Source organism: Actinomadura kijaniata, from assembly GCF_014138665.1.
Lineage (GTDB): Bacteria > Actinomycetota > Actinomycetes > Streptosporangiales > Streptosporangiaceae > Spirillospora > Spirillospora kijaniata.
Genome location: NZ_JACJIA010000005.1, coordinates 607,674 through 627,546, shown reverse-complemented (window position 1 = coordinate 627,546; position 19,873 = coordinate 607,674). Strand labels below are relative to the sequence as shown.

The window sequence follows — 19,873 nt, the reverse complement described above, 5'->3', positions numbered from 1 at the left end:
GCTACATCGCCCGCGAGATCTACCAGCTCATCACCAACCCCAGCCCCCCAAACCGCGCACTACCCTCCACGGCTTGACATCCATAGGGGCATCAAACTCGCCGCGCACTACCAAGCAGCCGTCACCCTGGTCAGCACCCTGCTCTGGATCACATCGTGATCCACCGGACACGACCTAGGACCACCCGGTGTCCGCCGGGCAGCAGGAGTAGGAAGTCCATGCGGTGGTGCGTCATCGCTGCGGCACCGCGAGCCTTGATGGTCTTGGGATCCCAATGCACCCAGACTTCGGGCAGCAGCGCGGGAAGACCGGGCACGTGCTGACCGTGGAGCTGGTGATACAGGTCAAAGAGGTTCCGTTGGGCGGGGTACCACTCTCCCTTGTGGTTCTTGGGCAGGGACGCCAGGAGGCGGGAGTACAGCGTCCTCTTCGCCTCGTCGTCGCTGGTGATCTGGTGGGTGTCCTTCCACCAGGTGTGCAGGTCGCGCCAGCGCAGTCCGTCCGGGCCGATCGGTCGGTCATAGACCAAGACATTGACGTGGTCGTTGAGGACCTCGATGTCGAGGTCCAGTACGTCCTCGAAGCGGATGTCGGGCTTGGACCGAGTGGCGAAGATCAGGGCTCGGGGCGACCGGGCATGTCCCGAGCGCGTCGACACCACGCTGAACACCGGGTATCCATCCCTGGTGTCGGTCTCACGCAGTTCCGCCCCCGCAGCACGCAGAGGAGGGTCGAGGATCGCGACCAGGCGCCGCTGCATGGGCTCATCCGGAATGACGTCGGCGGAGACCAACCCGGCCAGGAACCGGGCGAACCTGGGATGGCCTGCTCCCAACGCTCCCAGGTGCTCGAACAGCTCCTCGGCGGTCCAGTCGTCGTTGTTGAACACGTGCTGGTCGATCTGGGCGCGCAGGCTCTTGCCATGCCCGAAAAAGTCGCCGAACGGGTTGGCGCCAAGAACCCAGAACCGTTCCAGCAGCGCACGGAACCGGTCGCCTTGGGTGGCGAGGTTTTCCAGCCCCGGCTCCAGGGCCTGCGCGATCTCCCGACGTGCTCGCTGCGAGATCTCCGGTACGGGCTGCCCGGCCCACAGCACGTCCTGGATCACGTTGCGGGTCGCGGCGTCCAGAATCCCATCGTCCAGCTCCAGCACCCGCGCGGCGACGGCCGGCAGGTCGGCGTCGGGCAGAGCCGCCAAGCACCGGGAGAACCGATCGCGTTTCGAAGTGCCCTGGTCGTACGGCAGCACCGGCAACCCAAGGTGATGGCACGCCGCATCGGGATCCTTGTGCGAGGCCCTGGTCACGAACGCCTCCGCGGGCGCTTTGAGATGCTCCCGCAGCTTCACCAGGTCCACTTCGCCCGCCATTGGACAATTCTCGCGCAGCCGTGCCGAACCGGCCATGAGAACCTGGATGGTCACCTTCGGCCTGGCTTGGTGGCGCGAGAGTGCTCGTATCGCGGTCGGCGGCGACGTGATGGCGACCGACTGCCAGTCGACTACTGAACGTTACAAACGCTGGGGCCGCATGGGCGTGAACTGGACAGATCGCAGATTCTGTCGGGTGTGCGGCGCACAGTGTGCGCGTTTCCCGAAGGCCGATCCAATGCTCCTCACCGCCCGATCTGGGCGCCGCCTCCTCCTCCCCGGTTAGCAGGGCCGGTACGTGGGGTGCGCGCCTGGTCGGGGCGCTCCACCCCGGACCTACCGAGTCCAGGGGGTGCAGCCGGCGGAACCGGACGTGGTCGCCAGGACTGGGCGAGGACGCCGCTGTCGTGGGCCTGGTTGTAGCCGGTGTGGGCGGTGACGGCGGCTCCGCTTGCGGCCAGGGCCGCCGGGCCCAGCCCGACCACCGCCGCGCCCGCCAGCAGCGCGACCTTCCGGTTGATGTTCATGACAGCCCCCCGTGTCGCAGACGGCGTTGGAGCCTGGAAGCCACAGTGCCCCTGACCAGGCCCAACGCCCTACCTCGTCCACGCTACGCCCGCACAGCCCCAATCACGAGCCCCCGGCTCGGGCGCTCCCCGCCCGGCCGTTCGGACCGAGCCCGACCCGCCGTCGGCCCCGGCGCATGTGTGGCACTACCGCAGGCCGGTACGGGTCTGAGCTCCCCGGCGGGAGCAAGAAATGGAAATCCAAAGGATGTCGGTCCGGGCGCGGGCCTCCGCCGACTGTCCACAGCCGCAGCCCGTCCTTCACCCGACGAACGATCCCTGCATCAGTGCCGCATCAGGCACTGTTTGCCCGGTCTTGATCGTGTGCTCGTGGACACTCAGAAGTGCCGGTATCCGGCAGATGTACCGACAGCGGGTGCCGACACTCCGGCAGGGAACGTGCCGGTCGTGGCTTGAGCTGGGTGGATGAGTCACGGCGGACGGTTGGCATGTCGTGGAGCGTTCGCGGGTTCCGGGCCGGGCTTGCGGGATCTCTATCGCAACCATTAGGTTGCCATCATGATGGCAACTCAAGGGTTGCGAAGGGGCATGGGTGTGGTTCCGGACAGGATCGAACGTGAGACGGTGCTGCGGCACCCCGTTGAGCGGGTGTGGGCCGCGCTGACCACCGCCGAAGGGCTGTCGCAATGGTTCGGCTCGGTGGCTGAGATCGATCTGCGGCCCGGCGGGCGAGCGTATTTCCGCTGGGATGACCTCGACGAAGAGTCCGTCGCCACGATCATGATCGTTGATCCACCACACCGTTTTGCGTTCAGGTGGCCGATCGAGGGCTGGTCGGGGGACAACACGCCCCTGACGCTGGTGACCTTCACCCTGGAGCCCGTGGCGGAGGGGACTCGGCTGCGTCTGGTGGAGAGCGGGTTCGCCCAGGCCGCCGACCACGTTGCCCGGTCGGCCCACCAGTCCAACAGCCGGGGATGGGCCGCAGAACTCGGCGACCTGGAGACCTACCTTGATGCGGCCGCCTGATTCACAGGAGCAGGCCGTCGCGGTGTTCGCGGCGCTCATCGATCCGACCCGGCGGGCACTGCTGAACGAGCTCGCCCGCGCCGGACCCGCAACCGTCACCGATCTGGCGCGGCGGCTGCCGATCAGCCGGCAAGCAGTGGCCAAGCACCTCGATCAGCTCGCCGAAGCGGGCCTGATCAGCTCCGGCGAACCGGTCGGCCGCCGCCATCCCTACCGGCTGGAACCAGCGCCCATCCGCACGGCCCAGACATGGCTGGCCGCGCTCGCCAACAGATGGGATGACCGGCTGACCGCACTGGAACGCGCACTGGACGCCACTGCCAACCCGACACCCGACCAAGGAGCCACCTGACCATGAACCAGCCTGGGTTCACCGCCGGCCTGAACATCGCCATGAAGATCCCCAAGGCACAGTACGAGGCCACTGTGGCCTTCTACCGCGACACCCTGGGCTTCGACGTCAAAGAGGAGGACGTTTCCTACGCCCCGACCGTCTCAAGAACTCATTCGGTGCGGTTCGGCCCTAACACGCTGTGGCTGGACCGCGTCGACAACTACAGCCAGCCCGACCTGTGGTTGCAGCTCCACACCGATGACCTGGACGTGGCGACAGCCACACTGGCCGCCACCGGCATCCGCCCGTGTGATGAAGTCGAACCACTGCACAACCTTGAATCCAGAACCCACTGGATCAAGAACCCGGCCGGCGTCGTTCACCTGCTCGCAGAATCCGGCTGAGCTGCCCAGCCCGTTGCGTGTCCTTGCGGACCGGCACATTCACTGTCCGCCAACCAGCACTTTCAAGACCGGCCACCAGCGCTTGGAACCTGTTCGAGAACCTCGGGTGAGAGCCATGGGCGCGATGTCCCCGACGGGCCGAGGGCGGGCCGTGGCCGAAGGTCCGACGTCGTCGGGGCTCTGCGATGATCTCTGCCAGGATGTCGACCGTGACTGCTTCTGCTCCTGATTACGGCTGGGTGAGGGGCTCTTTGCTCGACAGCCACCTGGGCTACTGCGTCGGCCTGGTCAAAGAGGTCGCCCCAGAGGATGTCCTCGGCCGGCTGCAGGCCGACCGCCAGGGACCCTCCACCGGTCTGACGGCGCTGTACCGCCGAAGCGACGAGGTGCAGGAGCGCCTGGATTATGAGTACGGGGACTTTCAGCTGGTCGGCGCCGCTCCGGTGTCGGGAGCCGGCGGGGAGTGGACCTTGATGGTCGAGTTCAACGTCGCCGTCGGGTTCAACCACGAGCTCATGGCTGAAGTCTCCGCGGAAACCCAGGTAGTGACGCGCTACCTCAATCCCGTCGGCAAGGGCGGGTTCCACTGGTGACAGGACGAACGCCTGGTCACTTGGTTCGAACGGCCCCGAGACCGAGGAGGCGAGGACCCCGACACGCTGAACGAGGCCATCAGCCGCGCCGGCGTGGGCACCGACGAAGCGGACAAGGTCCTCGAGTACTTCGTCCTCGCCGAGCAACTCACCGGCGTGCGCCTGACCCTCGACCTGCTGGAACAGGCTTGCTACTCCACCGGCATCGTGGCGGTGAGCAAGCACGCCCGGGAACAGGGTTGGAGCTGGACCGACCCTGCTCCCACGCCCGACGAGCTCGCGGCCCGGGACTCCGACATCCGCGCCTGGGCCGAGTCGCGCGGGATAGGCGTCACTGAGCGCGGCAGGATCCCGAGCAACGTCGTCGGTCTCTATGACGCCGCCCGGCTAGACCGGCCCCAAGAGCTGAAGCGAGACCACCCAAGCGAAGAGTGAACTGCGCAGCGTCAACGGCTCCTGAAGCTGAACAGCGCCGCTGTTCACAGGGTTTGAGCGGACGATCGCCGAGACCACCGAAGTCGACGGATCTGTGGCCGTCATCGGGCTGCGCCACAGCGGCGGCCGCGCCTCGGTCACTAGCGTGCGGGTGTCCACCTCCTTCCCGCTGGCCGACGGGCTGACGGCTGGCCAGCGATGATCTGAGTGGTTAGGTGAGGTGTGGATTGAGGGATCGCCACGCGCGCCGGAACGTGTCGCTTGGGCGTGGGGCGGGGTCGATGTGGCCGGTGTCGGGGTTGAGGTAGCCCCAGCTGCCGCGGATGCCGGGCCCGGTCGCCATCATCAGGGTGAGGGTGGCGCCTGGTTCGGTGTGGAGGTCGGTGACCTCGTGGAACAGGTCCTGGGGGATCGGGTTGGCGTCTCCGGTGGGGTGGTCGGCGAAGGTGAGGTCGACCGCGCCGCTGGTGACGCGGGGTCCCTTGTCACCGTGCACGAACCGAGCAGATTCAGCAAGTGGCCTGGTCAGCGGAGTGGTCGAGCCAGGCGCCGCGGCCGCGTTGCTCGAAGCGGGGGCGCAGTGCGGCGATGCGGTCGCGGATGCGGCCGAGTTCGGCGGCGGTCAGCGGCGGGTCGGTGTGCCAGCGGTCGCCCTCGACGAAATGCCACATGGGCGCCTGTCGTTCACGCAGGTAAGGACCGGTATCGCCGGTCTCGACCTCCAGCCAGGACCCGCCATGGTCGAACCCCTTCAGGCGGCGGCCGCCGTCGATGGCGAACAGATTGCCGTGCCGATCGAGATTGCCGGCCAGGGTGTCGGCCAAGCCGAGCCGGATGCCCTCGGGGGTGTCGATCGGATAATCGGGGACCTCGTGGCTGCCACCGTCGATGTATGCGACCCAGATCACGTCGTCGCCGTCGCGCCAGGTCGCGGCGACCGGGGCGCCGACCGCCTCGGCCAGCAGCGGGAACAGGTCCTCACCGTCCAGGTAGAAGAGGTACTCCTCGGGGATTTGGTCGGGGCGGGGACGCTTGCGGACGGCGCGCTGCCCGGTGGACGAGGTGACCAACTCGGTGACCATCCCCTGCCCACCATGCAGGCGCGTCGCGTGGCGCCGGGGTCGCGGGCAGCCCAGCGTGCGGGCTGCCCAGCGCGGCGATCCGGGCCGCGTTCGCGTCGCCGACGGTGCCCGCGCTGGTGACTGGTTTGCGGGCGGGATGGCCGGTGCCGCCGCGGCCGCCCATCACCGCTCCCACCGGGTCGGGTAGCAGCGGACCGGCACCCCGGCGGCCACGTCCGGGGCGGGCGGCTTACCGTAGACCAGGACGGTCGCCGGGCGCAGCCGGGTGAGCATCTGGGCGTACCCGGCCGCAAACAGCTCCCGCGCGGACCGGTCGCGGACGGTGCCGACGCTGGACACCGCCACCACCGACCCGGCCGCGATCCCGGCGAACGCGAACTCCCACGACTACGGGCCGGCCCAGCTGACGGTGGGGATGATCTGGATGCCGTGGTGCAGCAGCCACGCGCCGCACCACCGCGCCCGGTACACCTGCCACAGCTGCATCACCAGCGGCACGTCCCGCCACAGCGAGAAGTCCGGGGTCAGCGCCGCGCCGACCCTGGCCAGGCGGGTCAGGGCGCGTTCGGGCTTGTTCCACACCGTCTCGAACCGGTGATCGTCCAGGAAGAAATGCGCCGCGGTGCCGGGGCGGGCTCGGCGGCGTGGTCGCTCCACCCTGCGCCGGACTGTAGGTGCGGTCGACGACCTAGGCCGCTTGGTGCATCCGTTCGAACTCCGCGTACGCAATCGCCTGGACCTGCTCGGACTGGCCCCGCGCTCGGCTGCGGCGGCCAGGGGCCGGGCCGGATTGCATCATCGGCATCACCGCGGCCGAGCCGTCCTGAGCGGCGGCGGCGAGGGCTTGCCGGACTGCGTGTTCCTCGTCGCCGATCTCGATGTCGGCTGTCGATGGCCGAGGCGTAGACACGGTAGGTGTTGGAGTTGGCGACACGGTGCGTACCGCGGAACTCATCCGGTGCGTCGGCGAGAGTGATCGCGGCACCGTGGAGCACGGTGATCTTCCGCTCACCGCCCGGCGCGGGCCGACGGCCCACACCGGTAGATACAGCTGAAGCCGTGACTGCCGGCCGCCCGTGCCGTGGGAACCGGACGACGGGGGCCGGCAGCCGGTCGGGCTATCGGTCGATCCGGACCTTCGGGCCGCAGTCGCTGACGTCCTCGGTGCCGCGGCAGATCATCAGTCTCGCCGAGGTCAGCATGCTGGCGTCCTGCTGGATGCTGACCGGCGCAGATCCGGGGCCGCACTGGGTGGCGTGCTTGACGTAGTAGTAGGAGAAGTCGACGGTATAGAAGCCCCAGAGCGTGAAGCATCCGGAGCCGGTGTTCTGCAGGTTGCCCTGGCCCGTCAGGTAGCCGTTCTCGTACCACCTGGTGCCTGAGGCGTTGGCAGTGTCGTAGCCGACCGACCAGGGAGTCGGGGTTGCCTTGTCGGCTTCGGCCGCAGCAGGCGGCACCGACACCGACAGGCCGGCCAGAAGGGTCGTCATACAGAGGATCGCCCAACGCGCTCTCATGCTTGCCTCCACTCTGTCCGCAGGCCGTGACTCACCTGCTCTCTGATCTCTGGTCTCCGATCGCTCGAATCTATGAGCGACCCCACAACGAGACCATCTCCGAATGGGACGCCCCATCGGGCATGCCCGACCGGTAGGTACGGTGACCTGCGTTTCCACGGCCCGAACGCGAACGTCGCTATCGCGAGCTCTTCAACTCGCCCCGCAGTGCCGACCGCTCGCCGTACTCGCGTCCAGCAATCCGGCTAGCCACCGTGCCAAGGACGCCCGTCAACGTGTCGCGAGCGGACGCGATGTCGCCCAAGTCCTCAACTCTGCGCGGGCCACCGCACGGCGGTACGTGAGGGCCCGTTCTCACGCCCGGTCCTTCCCCTCCGCATCTTCCTTCTGATCAGCGGATCGAATCACCGCAACCACCGGGTCGCAGGGTTTCCCGGTTCATGGTGCAGGGCCAGCTGTGGCGGCCGCGATCGACTTGACGCTGAGGGGCTGATCATGGCCCGGCCGAACCTCATCCGCCTAGCAAGAACGTCCATCAGCGACCTCTGGGAGGTCACCTCGTCGGTCGGCCATGGCAACCCCATGACCCGCGGACACGCCCACCTCGCGTCCACCGGTGAGTCTCACTTGCCGGTGGGCGCGAGGTGGGTGCCTCGCTGCGCCGGCTGGGGCTGCTCGCGGGTCAGGTTGCGTGTCATCAAGGTGATCGTCGCCCAGGTCAGGTGGGCTTCGGAATGCTGGGGCAGGCGTTCGTAGTCGCGGACGTTGCGGCGCGCTTGCATGATCCAGGACAGGGTGCGCTCCACCACCCAGCGGCGCGGGACGACGACGAAGCCGCGGCTGCGGGGAGGTCGGGAGACGATCGCCAGGGTCAAGTTCAGGAATGAGGCGGCCCAGGTGACCTGGGTGCCGGCATAGGCGCGGTCGGCCCAGGCGCAGGCCAGTTCGGGGTGGGTGAGGCGGAGCCGGGTCAGCAGTTCGCGGGCGGCGTCGCGGTCGGTGCGGGCGGCGGGGGTGACCATCACCATCACCGGCCATCCGCCCAGGTCGACGGCGAGATGTCGTTTGGGTCCGTTGACCTTCTTGGCGGCGTCGTAGCCGCGGGTGGCCTTGCTGGCGGTCTCGGCGGCGCGGACGGTCTGGCTGTCCAGCACGATCGCGACCGGGTTGGGTGCGTAGTCGCGGTGGGTGCGTAGGCGGGCGCGCAGCTGGTCGCGGATGCAGGCGACCACCCCGGTGCGTGCCCAGCGCGCGAAGAACCCGTAGACGGTCTGCCATGGGACGCCGTAGTCGTGCGGGATGGCGCGCCATTTTATGCCGTTGTCGACCACGTAGCGGATCGCGTCCACGATCGCCCGCCGTGGGTGCTTCTCCGGCCGGCCACCGCGTTCGGTCTGGCAGGCCGGGACCGGCAGCAGCGGCTCGATCAGGGCCCATTCGGCCGCGGTGGTGTCGGAGGGATACCGTCGCCTGCGCACCACGTCCTCACCCCTCCTTGCTGGTCAGTAGCCTTTGGCCAGCTGGGACAGGCCCGCCTTGACCCCGGTGAGCAGGTCCAGCATGGTCTGGGCATCCTCATCATCAGGCCGGGCGGCGACCGCCGGTGCGGCGGTCGAGGTGATCAGGCGGCGGGTGCGCACCAGCATCTGATGACAGACCGCCGCGGTGTAGGCGACCCACTCGGCCGGGTCAGAGGCCAGCCGCCATCCGTCGCCGCGGGTCCAGGTCAACGGCTCCAGATTGGCCATCGCGGCGGTCTCGCGGATGTAGAGCAGCCCCTTGCGGACCTGGTAGAGCGTCATCCCGGTCGCCGCGACCAACTGCGCGGTGGACAGCCCGGCGGGCCGGGCCTCGCGCAGCGCCATCAGGACCCGGTCCCCGCACACGTTGGCGGCCAGGCGGCCGCCCGCACCGGCCATCACCAGCCTCCCGGCTACTGCTGGTCGCGCAGCAGCGCGGCCAGGCCCTCGTCCAGGGCGGTGTTGCCGGTGTCGACCGCGTGCTCCATCCAGTCGGCGGTCGTGCGGACCCGCGTCAGGTTCTTGTGGATGCGGGCGCGTTCGTCGTCGGTGAACGACCGGCCCCGCAATCCCGGCACGATCCGGCCGCCGGCGGCCACGAAACTGGCGCAGGCGCCGATCAGGTCGATGCAGCCCATTGTGTGGTCCACCCGCCGCAGCGCCGGGCCGGCGACCTGCCGGGCGGGTTCGCCGGCGGCGTGGTCGACCTCGTGCTGGGCCCGGTTCACCAGATGCCGGGCCGTGTGGTCCTGCATGGCCGTCCGCGCGACCGCCGGACGCCGCAGCAGGTCGGCGGCCGCGGCCGAGGCGACCTGGTCATCGGCGGCCAGGTCGTGGATCGCGCGGACCTTCTGCGCAAGGGTGGTCGGGGTCCGGGTCGGCTGCCCGATCCGCGTGCGAGCCGCGTCCTCGGTCCAGCGGCGGCGGCCGGTCCGCTCGTCCAGCGGCGGGTCCGCAATGGCCGCCCACCGCTCGTCGTCGTCGGTGATGCTGGCCAGGATCCGGTGGATGTAGTGCGACACCCCGGCGCGGCGGCGGGCCGCCGGCCAGCGCGAGGACACCCACCGGTAGGTCAGCAACGCCTTGGTCGGAACACCGATGTCGTCGGCGAACATCGCCAGCACCTCGGTCACGCCGACCATCTTCTCGACCGGGCTGTGACCTTGCCCTCCGTGCTGCTGGATCGGTTCGATCTCCAACGCGGTGCCCCCAGGGCGAACTGGCAACGTGACTGCACCTCCACCAGCTCGCGCGCCTTGGTCACCAGTTCCAGGTAGCGGTCCTGGCTGACCCGCCCGACCATGCTCGCGCCCATGCCCATGCCTCCTCAAACGGGGCGAACGGACTCTTCTCTGGCGCGGCTGACGTCAGTGTGCGCTTGATCGCAGTCGGTGACAATCCCTGGTCACAAGAACCTTTTCCGGTGCGGTCAAACCTCAGGTGCCGATCAGCGATCCGTTCGCGGATCGGGCACTGCGCCCCCAACCCGAACGGCTTGCGCGGCCGCCGCCTGCCGCCGGCGCCGCGCCCGCGTCTTGCACCGCCGCGAACAAAAGATCGCACCCCGCTTGTGCTCCACCCCCACCACCCACACCGCCCCGCACTCCGGACAACTCACCCGGCTGTCGGGAGCGGAATCCACCACCCGCGCGACCCTCTGCCGCGTCCGCACCGCCCACCGCCAATGCCGCGCCCGGCACGCCGAACTGCAAAACACCGCATCCCTACGCGCCCGCACCGGCAACGCCTCACCACAGCCCGGACACAACCGCCGCGCAAACTTCCCGACCACCCCACCCACAGTGCGCCCCGCCCCGGCCGGATCACCAGACTGATTCACCAAGATCAGCATTCAGAGACAGCCACTAAGAGCGCCTCAGTATCATCCGGGAATGCTCTACGGCAGGACCCGTGAACAGGGGACGCTCGACCGGCTTCTCGCCGAGGCGGCGGGAGGCGCCAGCGGCGTCCTGGTGGTCAGCGGCGATCCGGGCGTCGGCAAGTCCGCGCTGCTCGACCACGCCGTGGAGCGCGCCGGCGCGGAGTTCACGGTGCTGCGCGGCATGGGTGTGGAGTCGGAGGCAGAGTTGCCCTACGCGGGGCTGCATCTGCTGCTGGCGCCCGTGCTGGGGCGGGTGGAGGAGCTGCCGGAGGTCCAGGCGACGGCGCTGCGCGGCGCGCTGGGCATGTCCACGGCCCGGGCCGGTGACCGGTTCCTGGTCGGAGTCGCGGTGCTGAGCCTGCTGGCGGCCGTGGCGGCGGAGCGGCCCCTGCTGTGCGTGATGGACGACACGCAGTGGCTGGACCGGGCCTCGGCCGACGCCCTGCTGTTCGCCGCGCGCCGACTGCGCAGCGAACGGGTGGCCCTGCTGCTGGCCGCGCGCGAGGAGTTCCACGCTCCCGGCCTGCCCGAGCTACGGGTGTCCCCGCTGGAGTCCCCGGCGGCGGGCGAGCTGGTGGACGCGGTCGCGCCGGGCCTGGCCACGGACGTGCGCGAACGCGTGCTGGCGGAGGCGGGCGGCAACCCGCTGGGGCTCATCGAGCTGCCCCGCGGCGTGTCCGGCGGCGATCTGGGCGAGCTGCCGCTCACGCGGCGGCTGCTGGAGGCGTTCGGGCGGCGGGCCACCGCGCTGGGCGAACCGGCCGGGACCCTGCTGCTGGTGGCGGCGGCCGAGGACACGGGCGAGCCGTCCCTGATCATGCGCGCCGCGTCACGCCTCGGCGTCGGCGAGCAGGCCCTGGAGGAGTGCGAACGTTCCGGCCTCGTCGAGGTGACCGCGGGGCGGGTGCGTTTCCGGCATCCGCTGGTCCGGTCGGCGGTCTACCAGGCGGCGGGCTTCGCCAGGCGCGGGGCGGTCCACCGGGCGCTGGCGGAGGTCAGCGAGCCCGAGCGGCGGATCTGGCACCTGGCCGCGGCGGTGACCGGAACGGACGAGGAGCTGGCCGCCGAGCTGGCGCGGTCGGCCGAGGCGTTCGCACGGCGCAGCGGGCACGCGGCCGCGGCGGCGTGGGAGCGGGCCGCGCTCCTCACCCCCGAACCGGGTCTGCGGACCGTGCGGCTGGCCAACGCCGCCGAGGCGGCCATCTCCGCCGGGCGGCTGGGCCGGGCCGCCCGGCTCACCGACCAGGCGGTGCGCCTGACCGGCGACGGGCTCGTCCTGGCCCGGCTGGCCAACCTCCGGGCCGACGTCGACTTCGAGCGCGGCGCCGTCGAGACCGCGAGCCTCACCCTGCTGGAGGCCGCCAGGCCGCTGGCCTCGGCGCACCCCGGCCGGGCCGCCGCACTGCTGATCCAGGTCGTGCGCAACGCCTGGTACGCCCATGACCTGAAGCTCTCCCGCCAGGCCACCGACCTGCTGGCCTCCCTCGGCCACGGCGCCGACCCGGCCCGCCCGGCGCTGGCCATGGCCTCGGGGATCACGGCGCTGCTGGAGGACGATCCGGAGCGGGCCCTGCCGCTGCTGCGCCAGGTGGTCGAGGGCGGGAGGCACGTCGACCACGGCGAACACGGCCTGCGCAACAACGCCCTGGCGATCGCCCTGCTCGTCGGCGACCACACCACCGCCCTGAACATGGCGCGTGCGCTGGCCGCCGAATGCGCCTCGCTCGGCATGGTGGCCTGGCTGCCGCACACCCATCTGGCGCTGGCCTCCGTCGAGCTGCTGCGGGGACGCCACCTGGACGCGGCCGCCGACGCCGACCACGCCGAGCAGGTGGCGGCGCAGACCGGCCAGACGCACCTGGAGGCGCAGGCGCGCGGGGTGCGGGCCTGGCTGGCCGCGGTCCGCGGCGCCGAGGAGGACTGCCGGCGGCTGGCCGGGCGGGCGGCGGCGACGCCCTCGGGCCAGGTGTGGGCACAGTGGGCGCTGGGCCTGCTGGAGCTGGCCCGGGGCCGTTACCAGCAGGCCGCCGACCATCTGGCCCGCGCCGCCCGCCGGCAGCCCGCCGCCGCCCCCGACCTGGTCGAGGTCCTGGTCAGGCTGCGGGAGCCGGAGCGCGCCCGCGCGGCCCACGACCGGTTCGTACTGTGGGCGGAGGCCAGCGGCCAGGCCTGGGCGCGGGGTCTGCTGGCCCGCTGCCGGGCGCTGCTGGACGGCGACGAGCGGGACTTCGCCACAGCGATCGACCTGCACCGGGCCGCCGACCGGCCCTTCGACGCCGCGCGCACGCGGCTGCTGCTGGGCGAGCGGCTGCGGCGCGAGCGGCGCAAGCAGGAGGCCCGCCCGGTCCTGCGGGAGGCGGCGGACACCTTCGAACGGCTGGGCGCCGCCCCCTGGCTGGACCGGGCCTCCTCGGAGCTGCGCGCCACCGGCGAGTCCCCGGCCAGGAGCGCCGACGCCGCCCTGCTGGCGCGGCTCACGCCGCAGGAGCTCCAGGTGGTGCGCCTGGCCGCGACGGGAGCCACCAACAAGGAGATCGCCGCCCGGCTGTTCCTCAGCCCCAGGACCGTCGGGCACCACCTGTACAAGGCGTATCCGAAGCTGGGCGTCACCACCCGGACCGAACTGGCCGGCCTCATCCTGTCGTGACGCGCAGCGGGTTCTCCACGACGAGCGCGGCGACCACGACGGCCGCCACCGCGACGGCCGTCAGCGCGGTGAAGGCGACCTGGACCGAGCCCGCCTCGTACAGCGCCCCGGTCATCGTCACCCCGGCCACGCCGCCGAGCTGGCGCAGGAAGGGACCGGCGCCGCTGGCCACCCCGACGTCCGCGACCGGGACGCTGTTCTGCGCGACGAGGGTGACCAGTTGCATGAGCATGCCGGACCCGACGCCCAGCACGGCCAGCACGGCCCCGCCGGCGCCGGTCAGCGCCGTGCCCGCCGCGCCGACCGCGACCAGGGACGTCCCCGCCACCAGGACCGGCTTGTAGCGGCCGGTCGCGCTGATCACGCGTCCGGACAGGAACGAGGCGGCGACCGACCCGGCCAGCAACGGCAGCAGCAGGACGCCGCTGGCGGCCGCGGAGCCGCCCCCGGCCTGGAGGTGGAGCGGGAGGTAGGTGACCGAGGAGAGCATCACCGCGCCCTGGAGCGGGGCGAGGATCGCGGCCAGGGCGAAGTTCCGCACGGCCAGCAGGCGCGGGGGCAGCACGGCCAGGTAGTCGGCCGGCCGTCGGGCCCTGCCCTCCCGCGCCGGTGGCGGGAGCCGCACCAGGAGGGCCAGCGCCACGAAGGCGACACCGCCCAGCGGAAGGTTGACCAGGTAGGCCCAGCGCCAGGACAGCGCGTCGGTGAGCAGCCCGCCCGCCAGCGGGCCGCCGACCATCGCCACGGCCGTCACCGAGGTGACGTACCCCTGGTACCGGGCGCGCTCGCGGGGCGGGACCAGCGCGGCGACCACGGTGATGACACCGACCATCAGCCCGCCCGCTCCGACGCCCTGCACCGCCCTGGCCGCCACCAGTTGGGGCATGTCCTGCGCCGCGGCGCAGGCCGCCGACCCGATCTCGAAGAGCACCAGCGCGGCCAGCAGCACCCGCTTGTGCCCCCGCAGGTCCCCCGCCCTGCCCCACAGGGGCAGGGTGAGGGTGGAGGCCAGCGCGTAGGCCACGACCACCAGCTCCACCTGGTCCCGGCCGCCCAGCTCGGCGACCAGGGTGGGGGCGATGACACCGGTCAGCGTGGTGTCGATGGTGGCCAGCAGCAGCAGTATCAGCAGACTCGCGAAGACGGTCCGCACGGCTACTTCATCATCGCGGCGGACATCTGCTTCTTCAGCGGCGGCACCGCGTTGAAGAAGCGGAACATGTTCCTGGTGAAGAAGCGCCGCGCGGAGCTGTCGCTGACGCCCATCCTCAGGTTCCGCATGGCCAGCGCCACCGCCTTGAACCCGTAGTCGAGCATCTCCACCTCGTAGGCGTGCACCGCGTCGAGCAGCGCCCGTTCCCCCCTGGCGTGGCCGATCAGGTTCGCGCACAGCAGGCGGGCGTCCAGGATCGCGGTGTTGGCGCCGACCCCCGCGGTGGGCGGCATGTTGTGGATCGCGTCGCCGAGCAGCGTGACGTTGGTGCTGCGCCACGGGCCGACCGGGGTGGAGCTCTTCAGCGGGAAGATCGAGATGCTGCCGGGGTCGCTGCGCGCGATCAGCTCGTGCAGCCGGGGGCTCCAGCCCTTCAGCGCCCGGAAGGCGACCCGCTGGAGGCCGTCGCCGTCCATGCGTTCCAGCTCGGCCCGGTCGCCCAGCTTGTCCCAGGTGGTGACGAGGTTCCACATGATGTAGTCGGCGCTGTCGTCCAGCAGCAGCCCGCCACCGGCGGGTGCCCTGGCGACCGAGCTGCGGCTGCGGAACTCGTGCGCGGCCAGGAAGACGGCCTCGCCCTGTGGCCCGAACAGGAAGCCCGAACCGGCGAACAGTTGCCCGGGCAGGAGCGCGCGGGTCCCGTCGTCCAGCGGGACCTTGGCCGAGAGCGACAGCGCGCCGGTGTCGACGCGCTCCGCCTCCGGCAGCAGTTGCCTGCGGACCCGCGAGTTGACGCCTTCCGCGCCCACCAGCAGGTCGCCGTCGGCGTGGGTGCCGTCGTCGAAGTGCGCACGCACCCTGCCGTCCGGGAGCTGCTCGTACCGCGTGAACGTCTTGCCGTAGTGGACGACCCCGTCCAGGTCGCTCAGCAGCACCTCCCGCAGCGAGATGCGACTGACGGACTTGAAGCTGTCGATGTAGCGCTCGGGCGCGTCGGGGTCCCCGATGGTCAGCAGCTCGGAGAAGTCGGAGTCGTAGAAGCCCAGCGTGGTGTTGGGCTTGCCGGACGTCGCCACGAACCGGTCGTACAGCTCCTCCGGCAGGCACTCGTGCAGCGCCGCGCACCCCTTGGGCGAGATGTGGATCCGGTAGCCCTGCAACCGGTCGTCCCTGGTCCGGTCGCGCTCGTGGACCGCCACCGAGATGCCCGCCTTGCGCAGCCCCTGGGCGAGCGTGAGCCCGCCGATACCGCCACCTGCGATCAGGACATGGAACGCCATGACGTCCTCCGAACCGGGTAGAGAGTTGATCACGAATCGACGTCTCCGACGGTAGGGATCCGGCCCCTGCCGGGGCATCGGGCATTCGACTTACGCGGCGCCCCATCCCGGTGACGGAGAGGCGCACGCCGGGCGGTGACACGGCGGGGCGGTGACACGGCGGGGCCGCGCGCCGGGGCGGGTTCCCGGTGCGCGGCCCGCGAGGACGGTGTCGCGTCAGGGGCGGCGGGCGGTCAGCCTCCGACGCGGTCGTAGAGGAGGCAGAGCGCGCCGCTGTCGGTGACGGCGGGAGGCCCGGCGGGACGCCAGCTCGACGCGGGCAGGCCGTCGTCGAACAGGCGGCGCCCGCCGCCGACGATCTCAGGGCACTGGGTGACGCTCAGCCGGTCCAGCTCGCCGGCCCGCAGCAGGGCGGTGATGACGTCGGCGCTGGCCAGGACGAGGATGTCGCCGCCGGGCATCCCCCGCAGGTCCTTGACCGCCGCGGCCGGGTCGGTCGCGAGGATGCGGGAGTTCTGCCAGGTCGGCTCGGTGAGGGTGGTGGAGAGCACGACCTTCTCAGTGGCGTCGAGCCACTGGGCGAACGCCCGGTCCCGGGGGTCGGCGGCCGGGTCCTGGGCGACGGTCGGCCAGTAGCCGCCGAAGCCCTCGTAGTTCTTGCGGCCGAGCAGGACGGTGGTGGCCGCCCCAGTGAGGCGGGCGAGGTGGTCGCGGGCGCCGTCGCTGATCGCGTGCGGGCCGATCCAGCCCATGTCGTACGCGCCGCCGGGCCCGGTGATGCGGCCGTCCAGCGACAGGGCGATGTTGCCGACGACCTTGCGGCCGTCGTGGTGCGTCGTCATCGTGGTCATCCTTCGTCTGCGTGGGTGAGAGCGTCCTGCCAGGAGCGCAGGAACGCCGGGTAGTCGGCGGCGAACCGGTCCAGGTCCTCGGCGGCGCCGGGCGTCAGCGCGGTGAGGTCGTAGGTGACCTCGACGGTCGAGCGCCGGTCGCCGTCGGCGGTGAGGGTGACCGTGACGGTGCCGGCCCGCACGCCGGGGGTGACCCGGGCGTAGGAGATGCGGCGGCCCGGCCGGCGTTCGAGCACCACCCAGGTGGTGGGTTCGGCGTGCGAGGTCTCGAAGACGGTGCCCGGCGCCGTGTCGTCGGGCGCCGGAGCCGGGAAGCGGGGCCGCCAGCCCTCGACCCAGCGTTCCTCGCCGCGCGGCGTGAAGAGCGTGAACGCCTCCTCCGGCGGGAGGGGAACGGTGAGGCGCCCCGTCAGCGTGTGCCGGGCGGTCACTTCTCGACCAGCCGGTGGGCGTCCTGGGCGGTCAGGGTCAGGTCGTAGACGACCTTGAGCTGCTCGATCTTCTGGAGGGTCTCGGCCGAGAAGGGCGCCTTGCCCTCGAAGACGTGCAGGGTGATGCCCTCGACCAGCTCACCCAGGGGCATGTCCAGGTATTCGGCCAGCCCTTTGAGGACCTTGAGGAGGTTCCGTTCGATCCGCAGCCCGGTCTGGGCCCGTTCGATTTGTACCATGGTAACAATGTAGCACGGTAAATCAATGGATCCCGACGCGGACGGGGCCGGGACAGCCGAAAGCCCCCAGGCGATGGCTCGCACTGGGGGCCGACGTGACGGAGCGCCCGAGCCGTTAAGCGTTCCTAACGCACTGAGGTCTGGCGTGATCGGGCTGGCGGGCGTTGACAAGGATCTCGCCGAGGGCTCCCACGCACAGGTTCCTCTAGAGTTGCCCGTTTCACAGGTTCCGGTCAGCACGGCCTCGCGGCGAAAGGGAACCGGAGCCGGCATCACAACGTCGATGAGTGGGCGAGAACCACCTTGACTAGGGAAAACGGGGAAAGTGATGTTGCGACGTCGCATGGTGAGCGCCGCAGTGATGGTGGCGTGTGTCGCGCTGACGGCCTGCGCCAGGGATACGACGGTCGCGGTGGGACAGGCACGACCAGAGGCCAGGAAGATCGGCATCGCTTGGAAGCCGCGTCAGACGGTCAACCCCGCGCAGTGGCCGAACGCCTGTGACCTGCTCAGCAAGAAAGAACTCCAGGCGATCCTGCCACAGGCCGAAGCCATCAAAACCAAGGCGAGCCGGAGTGAGGTCGACCGCTTGGACTCCTCCGGTCGTCGGGTCGCCACCGACAAGGCACCTCATGCCGACTGCGACTACGAAGTGAGCCTTCCCCACCACATCGCCAGGGACATGTACCGCTGGAACAACATCTGGATCCGGATCGAGGCCATCGGTGACCCCGCAGTGGTGGCGAAGTCCTTCGCCATCAGAAAGAGGGGCTGGCAGCGTGACGAGGACGGTGATCTGAAGGCCCCGGGCGCCGAGGCGTGCTTCTACTACGAGCAGGGCAGCACGTGGCGCATGCCCGACTCCGTCATGTGCCACCGCGGACCGCTCATGTTCTCGATCGCCGTGCTGAGGTGGCCCGCCACCTTCAAGAGCATCGAAGGCGATGACATCATCGAGCCCCGCAGAACCCTTGAGAAGCAGATCTACCCCGCAGTGATCCAGTCGATCACCGCCAAGGTCTGAACCTCCCGAGAGGGGGCAGTGACGAAGCTCCGATGGCCCTCTCTCGCATACAAGGGACTCCAAGGCAGGCCAGATGGTTAGCGGCCAGTTGAGATTCCCCACTAGCGGCCGTTTAGAGCTCCTGACGCAATGTGCGTCGGAGGCGTCGCCAGCAGATGATGTCGCAGGCCAGCATCAGGAACGCCTCGTGGATGTCGTCGCGACGTTCCCAACGGATGCGCAACCGGCCGAACCAGTGCAGCAACGCCAGGGTCTGCTCCACCACCCACCGGTAGACGCCCCGACCCGACCCGTGCGGGCTGCCGCGCCGGGCGATCTTGGGTCGGATGCCCTTCTTGCGCAGCAGGCGGCGGTACTTGTCATGGTCATAGCCGCGATCGGCGTAGACCACCGGCGGCCTGCACCAGGGTCGTCCGACCTTGCCGCGGATGGGCGGGATCGCCGCCAGAAGCGGAAGGATCTGGGTGACGTCGTTGCGGTGGCCACCGGTCAGGGTGACGGCCAGGGGGATGCCGCCGCCGTCGCAGATCAGGTGGTGTTTGGAGCCCGGTCGGCCGCGGTCGACCGGGCTCGGCCCGGTTTTGGGCCGCCTCGCAGTGCCCGCACGTGCGAGCTGTCGATCACCGCCCGAGACCAGTCGATCTGATCGGCTGTGCGCAGTTCGGCCAGCAACACCTCGTGCAACCGGTGCCACACCTTCGCCTGGTTCCAGTCCCGCAGCCGCCGCCAGCACGTCATACCCGACCTAAACCCCAACTCCTGGGGCAGGTACTCCCAGGCGATCCCGGTATGCAGGACGAACAGGATGCCGCACAGGGCTTGGCGGTCGTCCAGGCACTTGCGGCCCGGATAGCGGTAACGCCGCTGGACCACCGGCAACAACGGCTCGATCCGGACCCACAGCTCGTCCGACACCATCCACGGGGGTGACTGTCGTCTCCGACCCATACCCTCCAGCCAACGCCCGCTGCCTGGGCCGCGCTAGACCTCATTGCGTTAGGAACTCTCAGCCCCGTGCCGGACGAGGTCGGGCGCGGGCTGGCGGCGTACCGGGCGGGTGGCATCTCGCAGGCGCGGACCCTGCTGACCACGATCGCCGGTGCGGGACGCACCAGCGTGTCCGGGCATGGCTGGAACAGGTGGCCGCGGGCGAGGACCCCTGGCTGGGCCCCCTGGCCGCCGTGATGCTCACCCCGGAGTTCCAGAGCTCCCTGGATGAGGCACGTTCAACGTGGACCTTGTCTACGAGCAGATGGAGAACAGCGGCGTCTCGGAGGGAGCGGTGGTGCGGGAGCCCTTCGAGGCCGTCCTCGGCCACAAGGAGGTCAGCCGTCCCGCTCTCGTGGACCTCGGCCTTTACCCGTTCCCCGCGGAGTTCGAGCCGGTGCACGCGGCCCTGGGGCGTCTGAGGAGCTGGAGCGACGAACGGTACGAGCGCGGTCGCGGGCTGGTGCTCGCGCTCCACACCTTCGTCGAGGACCGGCGCGACGACGAACGCACGCGGGGCCTGGCGGAGCTGCGGGAGAGGCTCGGCCTTCCCGAACCCCGCTGAGCGC

At 70.5% G+C, this 19,873-nt stretch carries 21 protein-coding genes and 3 pseudogenes; 8 read left to right on the top strand and 16 right to left on the bottom strand.

Annotated elements, in window-relative coordinates; genetic code table 11:
- Positions 1 to 148 precede the first annotated feature (148 nt).
- A complete protein-coding gene (locus tag HNR61_RS22750) occupies positions 149 to 1,423 on the bottom strand; it encodes an AbiJ-related protein (RefSeq protein ID WP_182845170.1) in 1,275 nt (424 codons plus the stop codon).
- Between the two features lie 191 nt (positions 1,424 to 1,614).
- Positions 1,615 to 1,896 (bottom strand): hypothetical protein, encoded by a 282-nt coding sequence (locus HNR61_RS22745; RefSeq protein WP_182845169.1) that lies wholly within the window; start codon positions 1,894 to 1,896, stop codon positions 1,615 to 1,617.
- A 588-nt stretch (positions 1,897 to 2,484) separates the two neighbouring features.
- Here HNR61_RS22745 and HNR61_RS22740 point away from each other — a divergent pair.
- The 5 genes and pseudogenes from HNR61_RS22740 to HNR61_RS22720 all read left to right on the top strand — a co-directional run bounded on the left by HNR61_RS22740 (position 2,485) and on the right by HNR61_RS22720 (position 4,691).
- Entirely contained in the window at positions 2,485 to 2,925 is a 441-nt protein-coding gene (locus HNR61_RS22740; protein WP_182845168.1) for an SRPBCC domain-containing protein, read from the top strand.
- A gap of 22 nt (positions 2,926 to 2,947) precedes the next feature.
- The gene (locus HNR61_RS22735) at positions 2,948 to 3,277 is read left to right on the top strand and encodes an ArsR/SmtB family transcription factor (protein ID WP_312898033.1); all 330 of its coding nucleotides are present in this window, start codon (positions 2,948 to 2,950) and stop codon (positions 3,275 to 3,277) included.
- A gap of 2 nt (positions 3,278 to 3,279) precedes the next feature.
- On the top strand, positions 3,280 to 3,663 hold the full coding sequence (locus HNR61_RS22730) for a VOC family protein (RefSeq protein WP_182845166.1): 384 nt from the start codon (positions 3,280 to 3,282) through the stop codon (positions 3,661 to 3,663).
- 185 nt (positions 3,664 to 3,848) lie between these two features.
- Positions 3,849 to 4,460, top strand: a pseudogene (locus tag HNR61_RS22725) (DUF6461 domain-containing protein); the annotation flags it as partial.
- 3 nt (positions 4,461 to 4,463) lie between these two features.
- Positions 4,464 to 4,691 (top strand): Lsr2 family DNA-binding protein, encoded by a 228-nt coding sequence (locus tag HNR61_RS22720; RefSeq protein WP_312898039.1) that lies wholly within the window; start codon positions 4,464 to 4,466, stop codon positions 4,689 to 4,691.
- A gap of 211 nt (positions 4,692 to 4,902) precedes the next feature.
- Here HNR61_RS22720 and HNR61_RS22715 read toward each other — a convergent pair whose 3' ends face one another.
- From HNR61_RS22715 to HNR61_RS46895, 8 genes and pseudogenes are all read right to left on the bottom strand, one after another.
- A complete protein-coding gene (locus HNR61_RS22715; protein WP_182845164.1) occupies positions 4,903 to 5,187 on the bottom strand; it encodes a hypothetical protein in 285 nt (94 codons plus the stop codon).
- Between the two features lie 13 nt (positions 5,188 to 5,200).
- Positions 5,201 to 5,773 carry a hypothetical protein gene (locus tag HNR61_RS22710; RefSeq protein WP_182845163.1) on the bottom strand — a complete coding sequence of 191 codons (573 nt, stop codon included), beginning with the start codon at positions 5,771 to 5,773 and terminating at the stop codon, positions 5,201 to 5,203.
- 162 nt (positions 5,774 to 5,935) lie between these two features.
- Positions 5,936 to 6,430, bottom strand: a pseudogene (locus HNR61_RS48075) (DUF4417 domain-containing protein).
- 461 nt (positions 6,431 to 6,891) lie between these two features.
- Positions 6,892 to 7,263: a hypothetical protein gene (locus tag HNR61_RS22695; protein ID WP_182845160.1), complete on the bottom strand. Its 372-nt coding sequence runs from the start codon at positions 7,261 to 7,263 to the stop codon at positions 6,892 to 6,894.
- 695 nt (positions 7,264 to 7,958) lie between these two features.
- Positions 7,959 to 8,768 (bottom strand): annotated as a pseudogene (locus tag HNR61_RS22690) (IS5 family transposase); the annotation flags it as partial.
- A gap of 24 nt (positions 8,769 to 8,792) precedes the next feature.
- Complete coding sequence (locus tag HNR61_RS22685) at positions 8,793 to 9,209, bottom strand: hypothetical protein (RefSeq protein WP_182845159.1); 417 nt, start codon at positions 9,207 to 9,209, stop codon at positions 8,793 to 8,795.
- A 14-nt stretch (positions 9,210 to 9,223) separates the two neighbouring features.
- Positions 9,224 to 9,943: a DUF6192 family protein gene (locus HNR61_RS22680; RefSeq protein ID WP_220509620.1), complete on the bottom strand. Its 720-nt coding sequence runs from the start codon at positions 9,941 to 9,943 to the stop codon at positions 9,224 to 9,226.
- Positions 9,940 to 10,125, bottom strand: a complete 186-nt coding sequence (locus tag HNR61_RS46895) for a hypothetical protein (RefSeq protein WP_220509619.1) — start codon at positions 10,123 to 10,125, stop codon at positions 9,940 to 9,942. Before HNR61_RS46895 ends, HNR61_RS22680 begins: the two co-directional genes overlap by 4 nt.
- A gap of 577 nt (positions 10,126 to 10,702) precedes the next feature.
- Between HNR61_RS46895 and HNR61_RS22675 the strand changes: the two genes are divergently transcribed.
- On the top strand, positions 10,703 to 13,339 hold the full coding sequence (locus HNR61_RS22675; RefSeq protein WP_182845158.1) for an ATP-binding protein: 2,637 nt from the start codon (positions 10,703 to 10,705) through the stop codon (positions 13,337 to 13,339).
- Here HNR61_RS22675 and HNR61_RS22670 read toward each other — a convergent pair.
- The 5 genes from HNR61_RS22670 to HNR61_RS22650 all read right to left on the bottom strand — a co-directional run bounded on the left by HNR61_RS22670 (position 13,326) and on the right by HNR61_RS22650 (position 17,293).
- On the bottom strand, positions 13,326 to 14,492 hold the full coding sequence (locus tag HNR61_RS22670) for an MDR family MFS transporter (RefSeq protein ID WP_182845157.1): 1,167 nt from the start codon (positions 14,490 to 14,492) through the stop codon (positions 13,326 to 13,328). The genes HNR61_RS22675 and HNR61_RS22670 overlap by 14 nt on opposite strands.
- Positions 14,493 to 14,494: 2 nt before the next feature.
- Positions 14,495 to 15,772: an FAD-dependent oxidoreductase gene (locus HNR61_RS22665; protein WP_182845156.1), complete on the bottom strand. Its 1,278-nt coding sequence runs from the start codon at positions 15,770 to 15,772 to the stop codon at positions 14,495 to 14,497.
- A gap of 233 nt (positions 15,773 to 16,005) precedes the next feature.
- The gene (locus tag HNR61_RS22660; RefSeq protein WP_182845155.1) at positions 16,006 to 16,614 is read right to left on the bottom strand and encodes a dihydrofolate reductase family protein; all 609 of its coding nucleotides are present in this window, start codon (positions 16,612 to 16,614) and stop codon (positions 16,006 to 16,008) included.
- A 5-nt stretch (positions 16,615 to 16,619) separates the two neighbouring features.
- The gene (locus HNR61_RS22655; protein ID WP_182845154.1) at positions 16,620 to 17,054 is read right to left on the bottom strand and encodes an SRPBCC family protein; all 435 of its coding nucleotides are present in this window, start codon (positions 17,052 to 17,054) and stop codon (positions 16,620 to 16,622) included.
- Positions 17,051 to 17,293 carry a hypothetical protein gene (locus HNR61_RS22650; RefSeq protein ID WP_182845153.1) on the bottom strand — a complete coding sequence of 81 codons (243 nt, stop codon included), beginning with the start codon at positions 17,291 to 17,293 and terminating at the stop codon, positions 17,051 to 17,053. Before HNR61_RS22650 ends, HNR61_RS22655 begins: the two co-directional genes overlap by 4 nt.
- Positions 17,294 to 17,621: 328 nt before the next feature.
- Between HNR61_RS22650 and HNR61_RS22645 the strand changes: the two genes are divergently transcribed.
- Positions 17,622 to 18,317 carry a hypothetical protein gene (locus HNR61_RS22645; protein WP_182845152.1) on the top strand — a complete coding sequence of 232 codons (696 nt, stop codon included), beginning with the start codon at positions 17,622 to 17,624 and terminating at the stop codon, positions 18,315 to 18,317.
- 112 nt (positions 18,318 to 18,429) lie between these two features.
- Here the strand turns inward: HNR61_RS22645 and HNR61_RS22640 are convergent.
- Positions 18,430 to 19,235 (bottom strand): IS5 family transposase gene (locus HNR61_RS22640; RefSeq protein ID WP_376770267.1). Its coding sequence is split into 2 segments (ribosomal slippage): positions 18,430 to 18,902 and positions 18,902 to 19,235, totalling 807 coding nucleotides; the frame shifts between segments, so codons are not numbered across the junction.
- A 313-nt stretch (positions 19,236 to 19,548) separates the two neighbouring features.
- Here HNR61_RS22640 and HNR61_RS22635 point away from each other — a divergent pair.
- Entirely contained in the window at positions 19,549 to 19,869 is a 321-nt protein-coding gene (locus tag HNR61_RS22635) for a hypothetical protein (protein WP_182845151.1), read from the top strand.
- Positions 19,870 to 19,873: the final 4 nt, after the last annotated feature.

Excerpts from the sequence above, each read along its gene's own strand:
- HNR61_RS22745 (WP_182845169.1), bottom strand. The coding sequence starts at position 1,896 with ATGAACATCAACCGGAAGGTCGCGCTGCTGGCGGGCGCGGCGGTGGTC.
- HNR61_RS22740 (WP_182845168.1), top strand. The coding sequence starts at position 2,485 with ATGGGTGTGGTTCCGGACAGGATCGAACGTGAGACGGTGCTGCGGCAC.
- HNR61_RS22730 (WP_182845166.1), top strand. The coding sequence starts at position 3,280 with ATGAACCAGCCTGGGTTCACCGCCGGCCTGAACATCGCCATGAAGATC.
- HNR61_RS22710 (WP_182845163.1), bottom strand. The coding sequence starts at position 5,773 with ATGGTCACCGAGTTGGTCACCTCGTCCACCGGGCAGCGCGCCGTCCGC.
- HNR61_RS22695 (WP_182845160.1), bottom strand. The coding sequence starts at position 7,263 with ATGACGACCCTTCTGGCCGGCCTGTCGGTGTCGGTGCCGCCTGCTGCG.
- HNR61_RS22685 (WP_182845159.1), bottom strand. The coding sequence starts at position 9,209 with ATGGCCGGTGCGGGCGGCCGCCTGGCCGCCAACGTGTGCGGGGACCGG.
- HNR61_RS46895 (WP_220509619.1), bottom strand. The coding sequence starts at position 10,125 with ATGGGCGCGAGCATGGTCGGGCGGGTCAGCCAGGACCGCTACCTGGAA.
- HNR61_RS22675 (WP_182845158.1), top strand. The coding sequence starts at position 10,703 with ATGCTCTACGGCAGGACCCGTGAACAGGGGACGCTCGACCGGCTTCTC.
- HNR61_RS22665 (WP_182845156.1), bottom strand. The coding sequence starts at position 15,772 with ATGGCGTTCCATGTCCTGATCGCAGGTGGCGGTATCGGCGGGCTCACG.
- HNR61_RS22660 (WP_182845155.1), bottom strand. The coding sequence starts at position 16,614 with ATGACGACGCACCACGACGGCCGCAAGGTCGTCGGCAACATCGCCCTG.
- HNR61_RS22650 (WP_182845153.1), bottom strand. The coding sequence starts at position 17,293 with ATGGTACAAATCGAACGGGCCCAGACCGGGCTGCGGATCGAACGGAAC.
- HNR61_RS22645 (WP_182845152.1), top strand. The coding sequence starts at position 17,622 with ATGTTGCGACGTCGCATGGTGAGCGCCGCAGTGATGGTGGCGTGTGTC.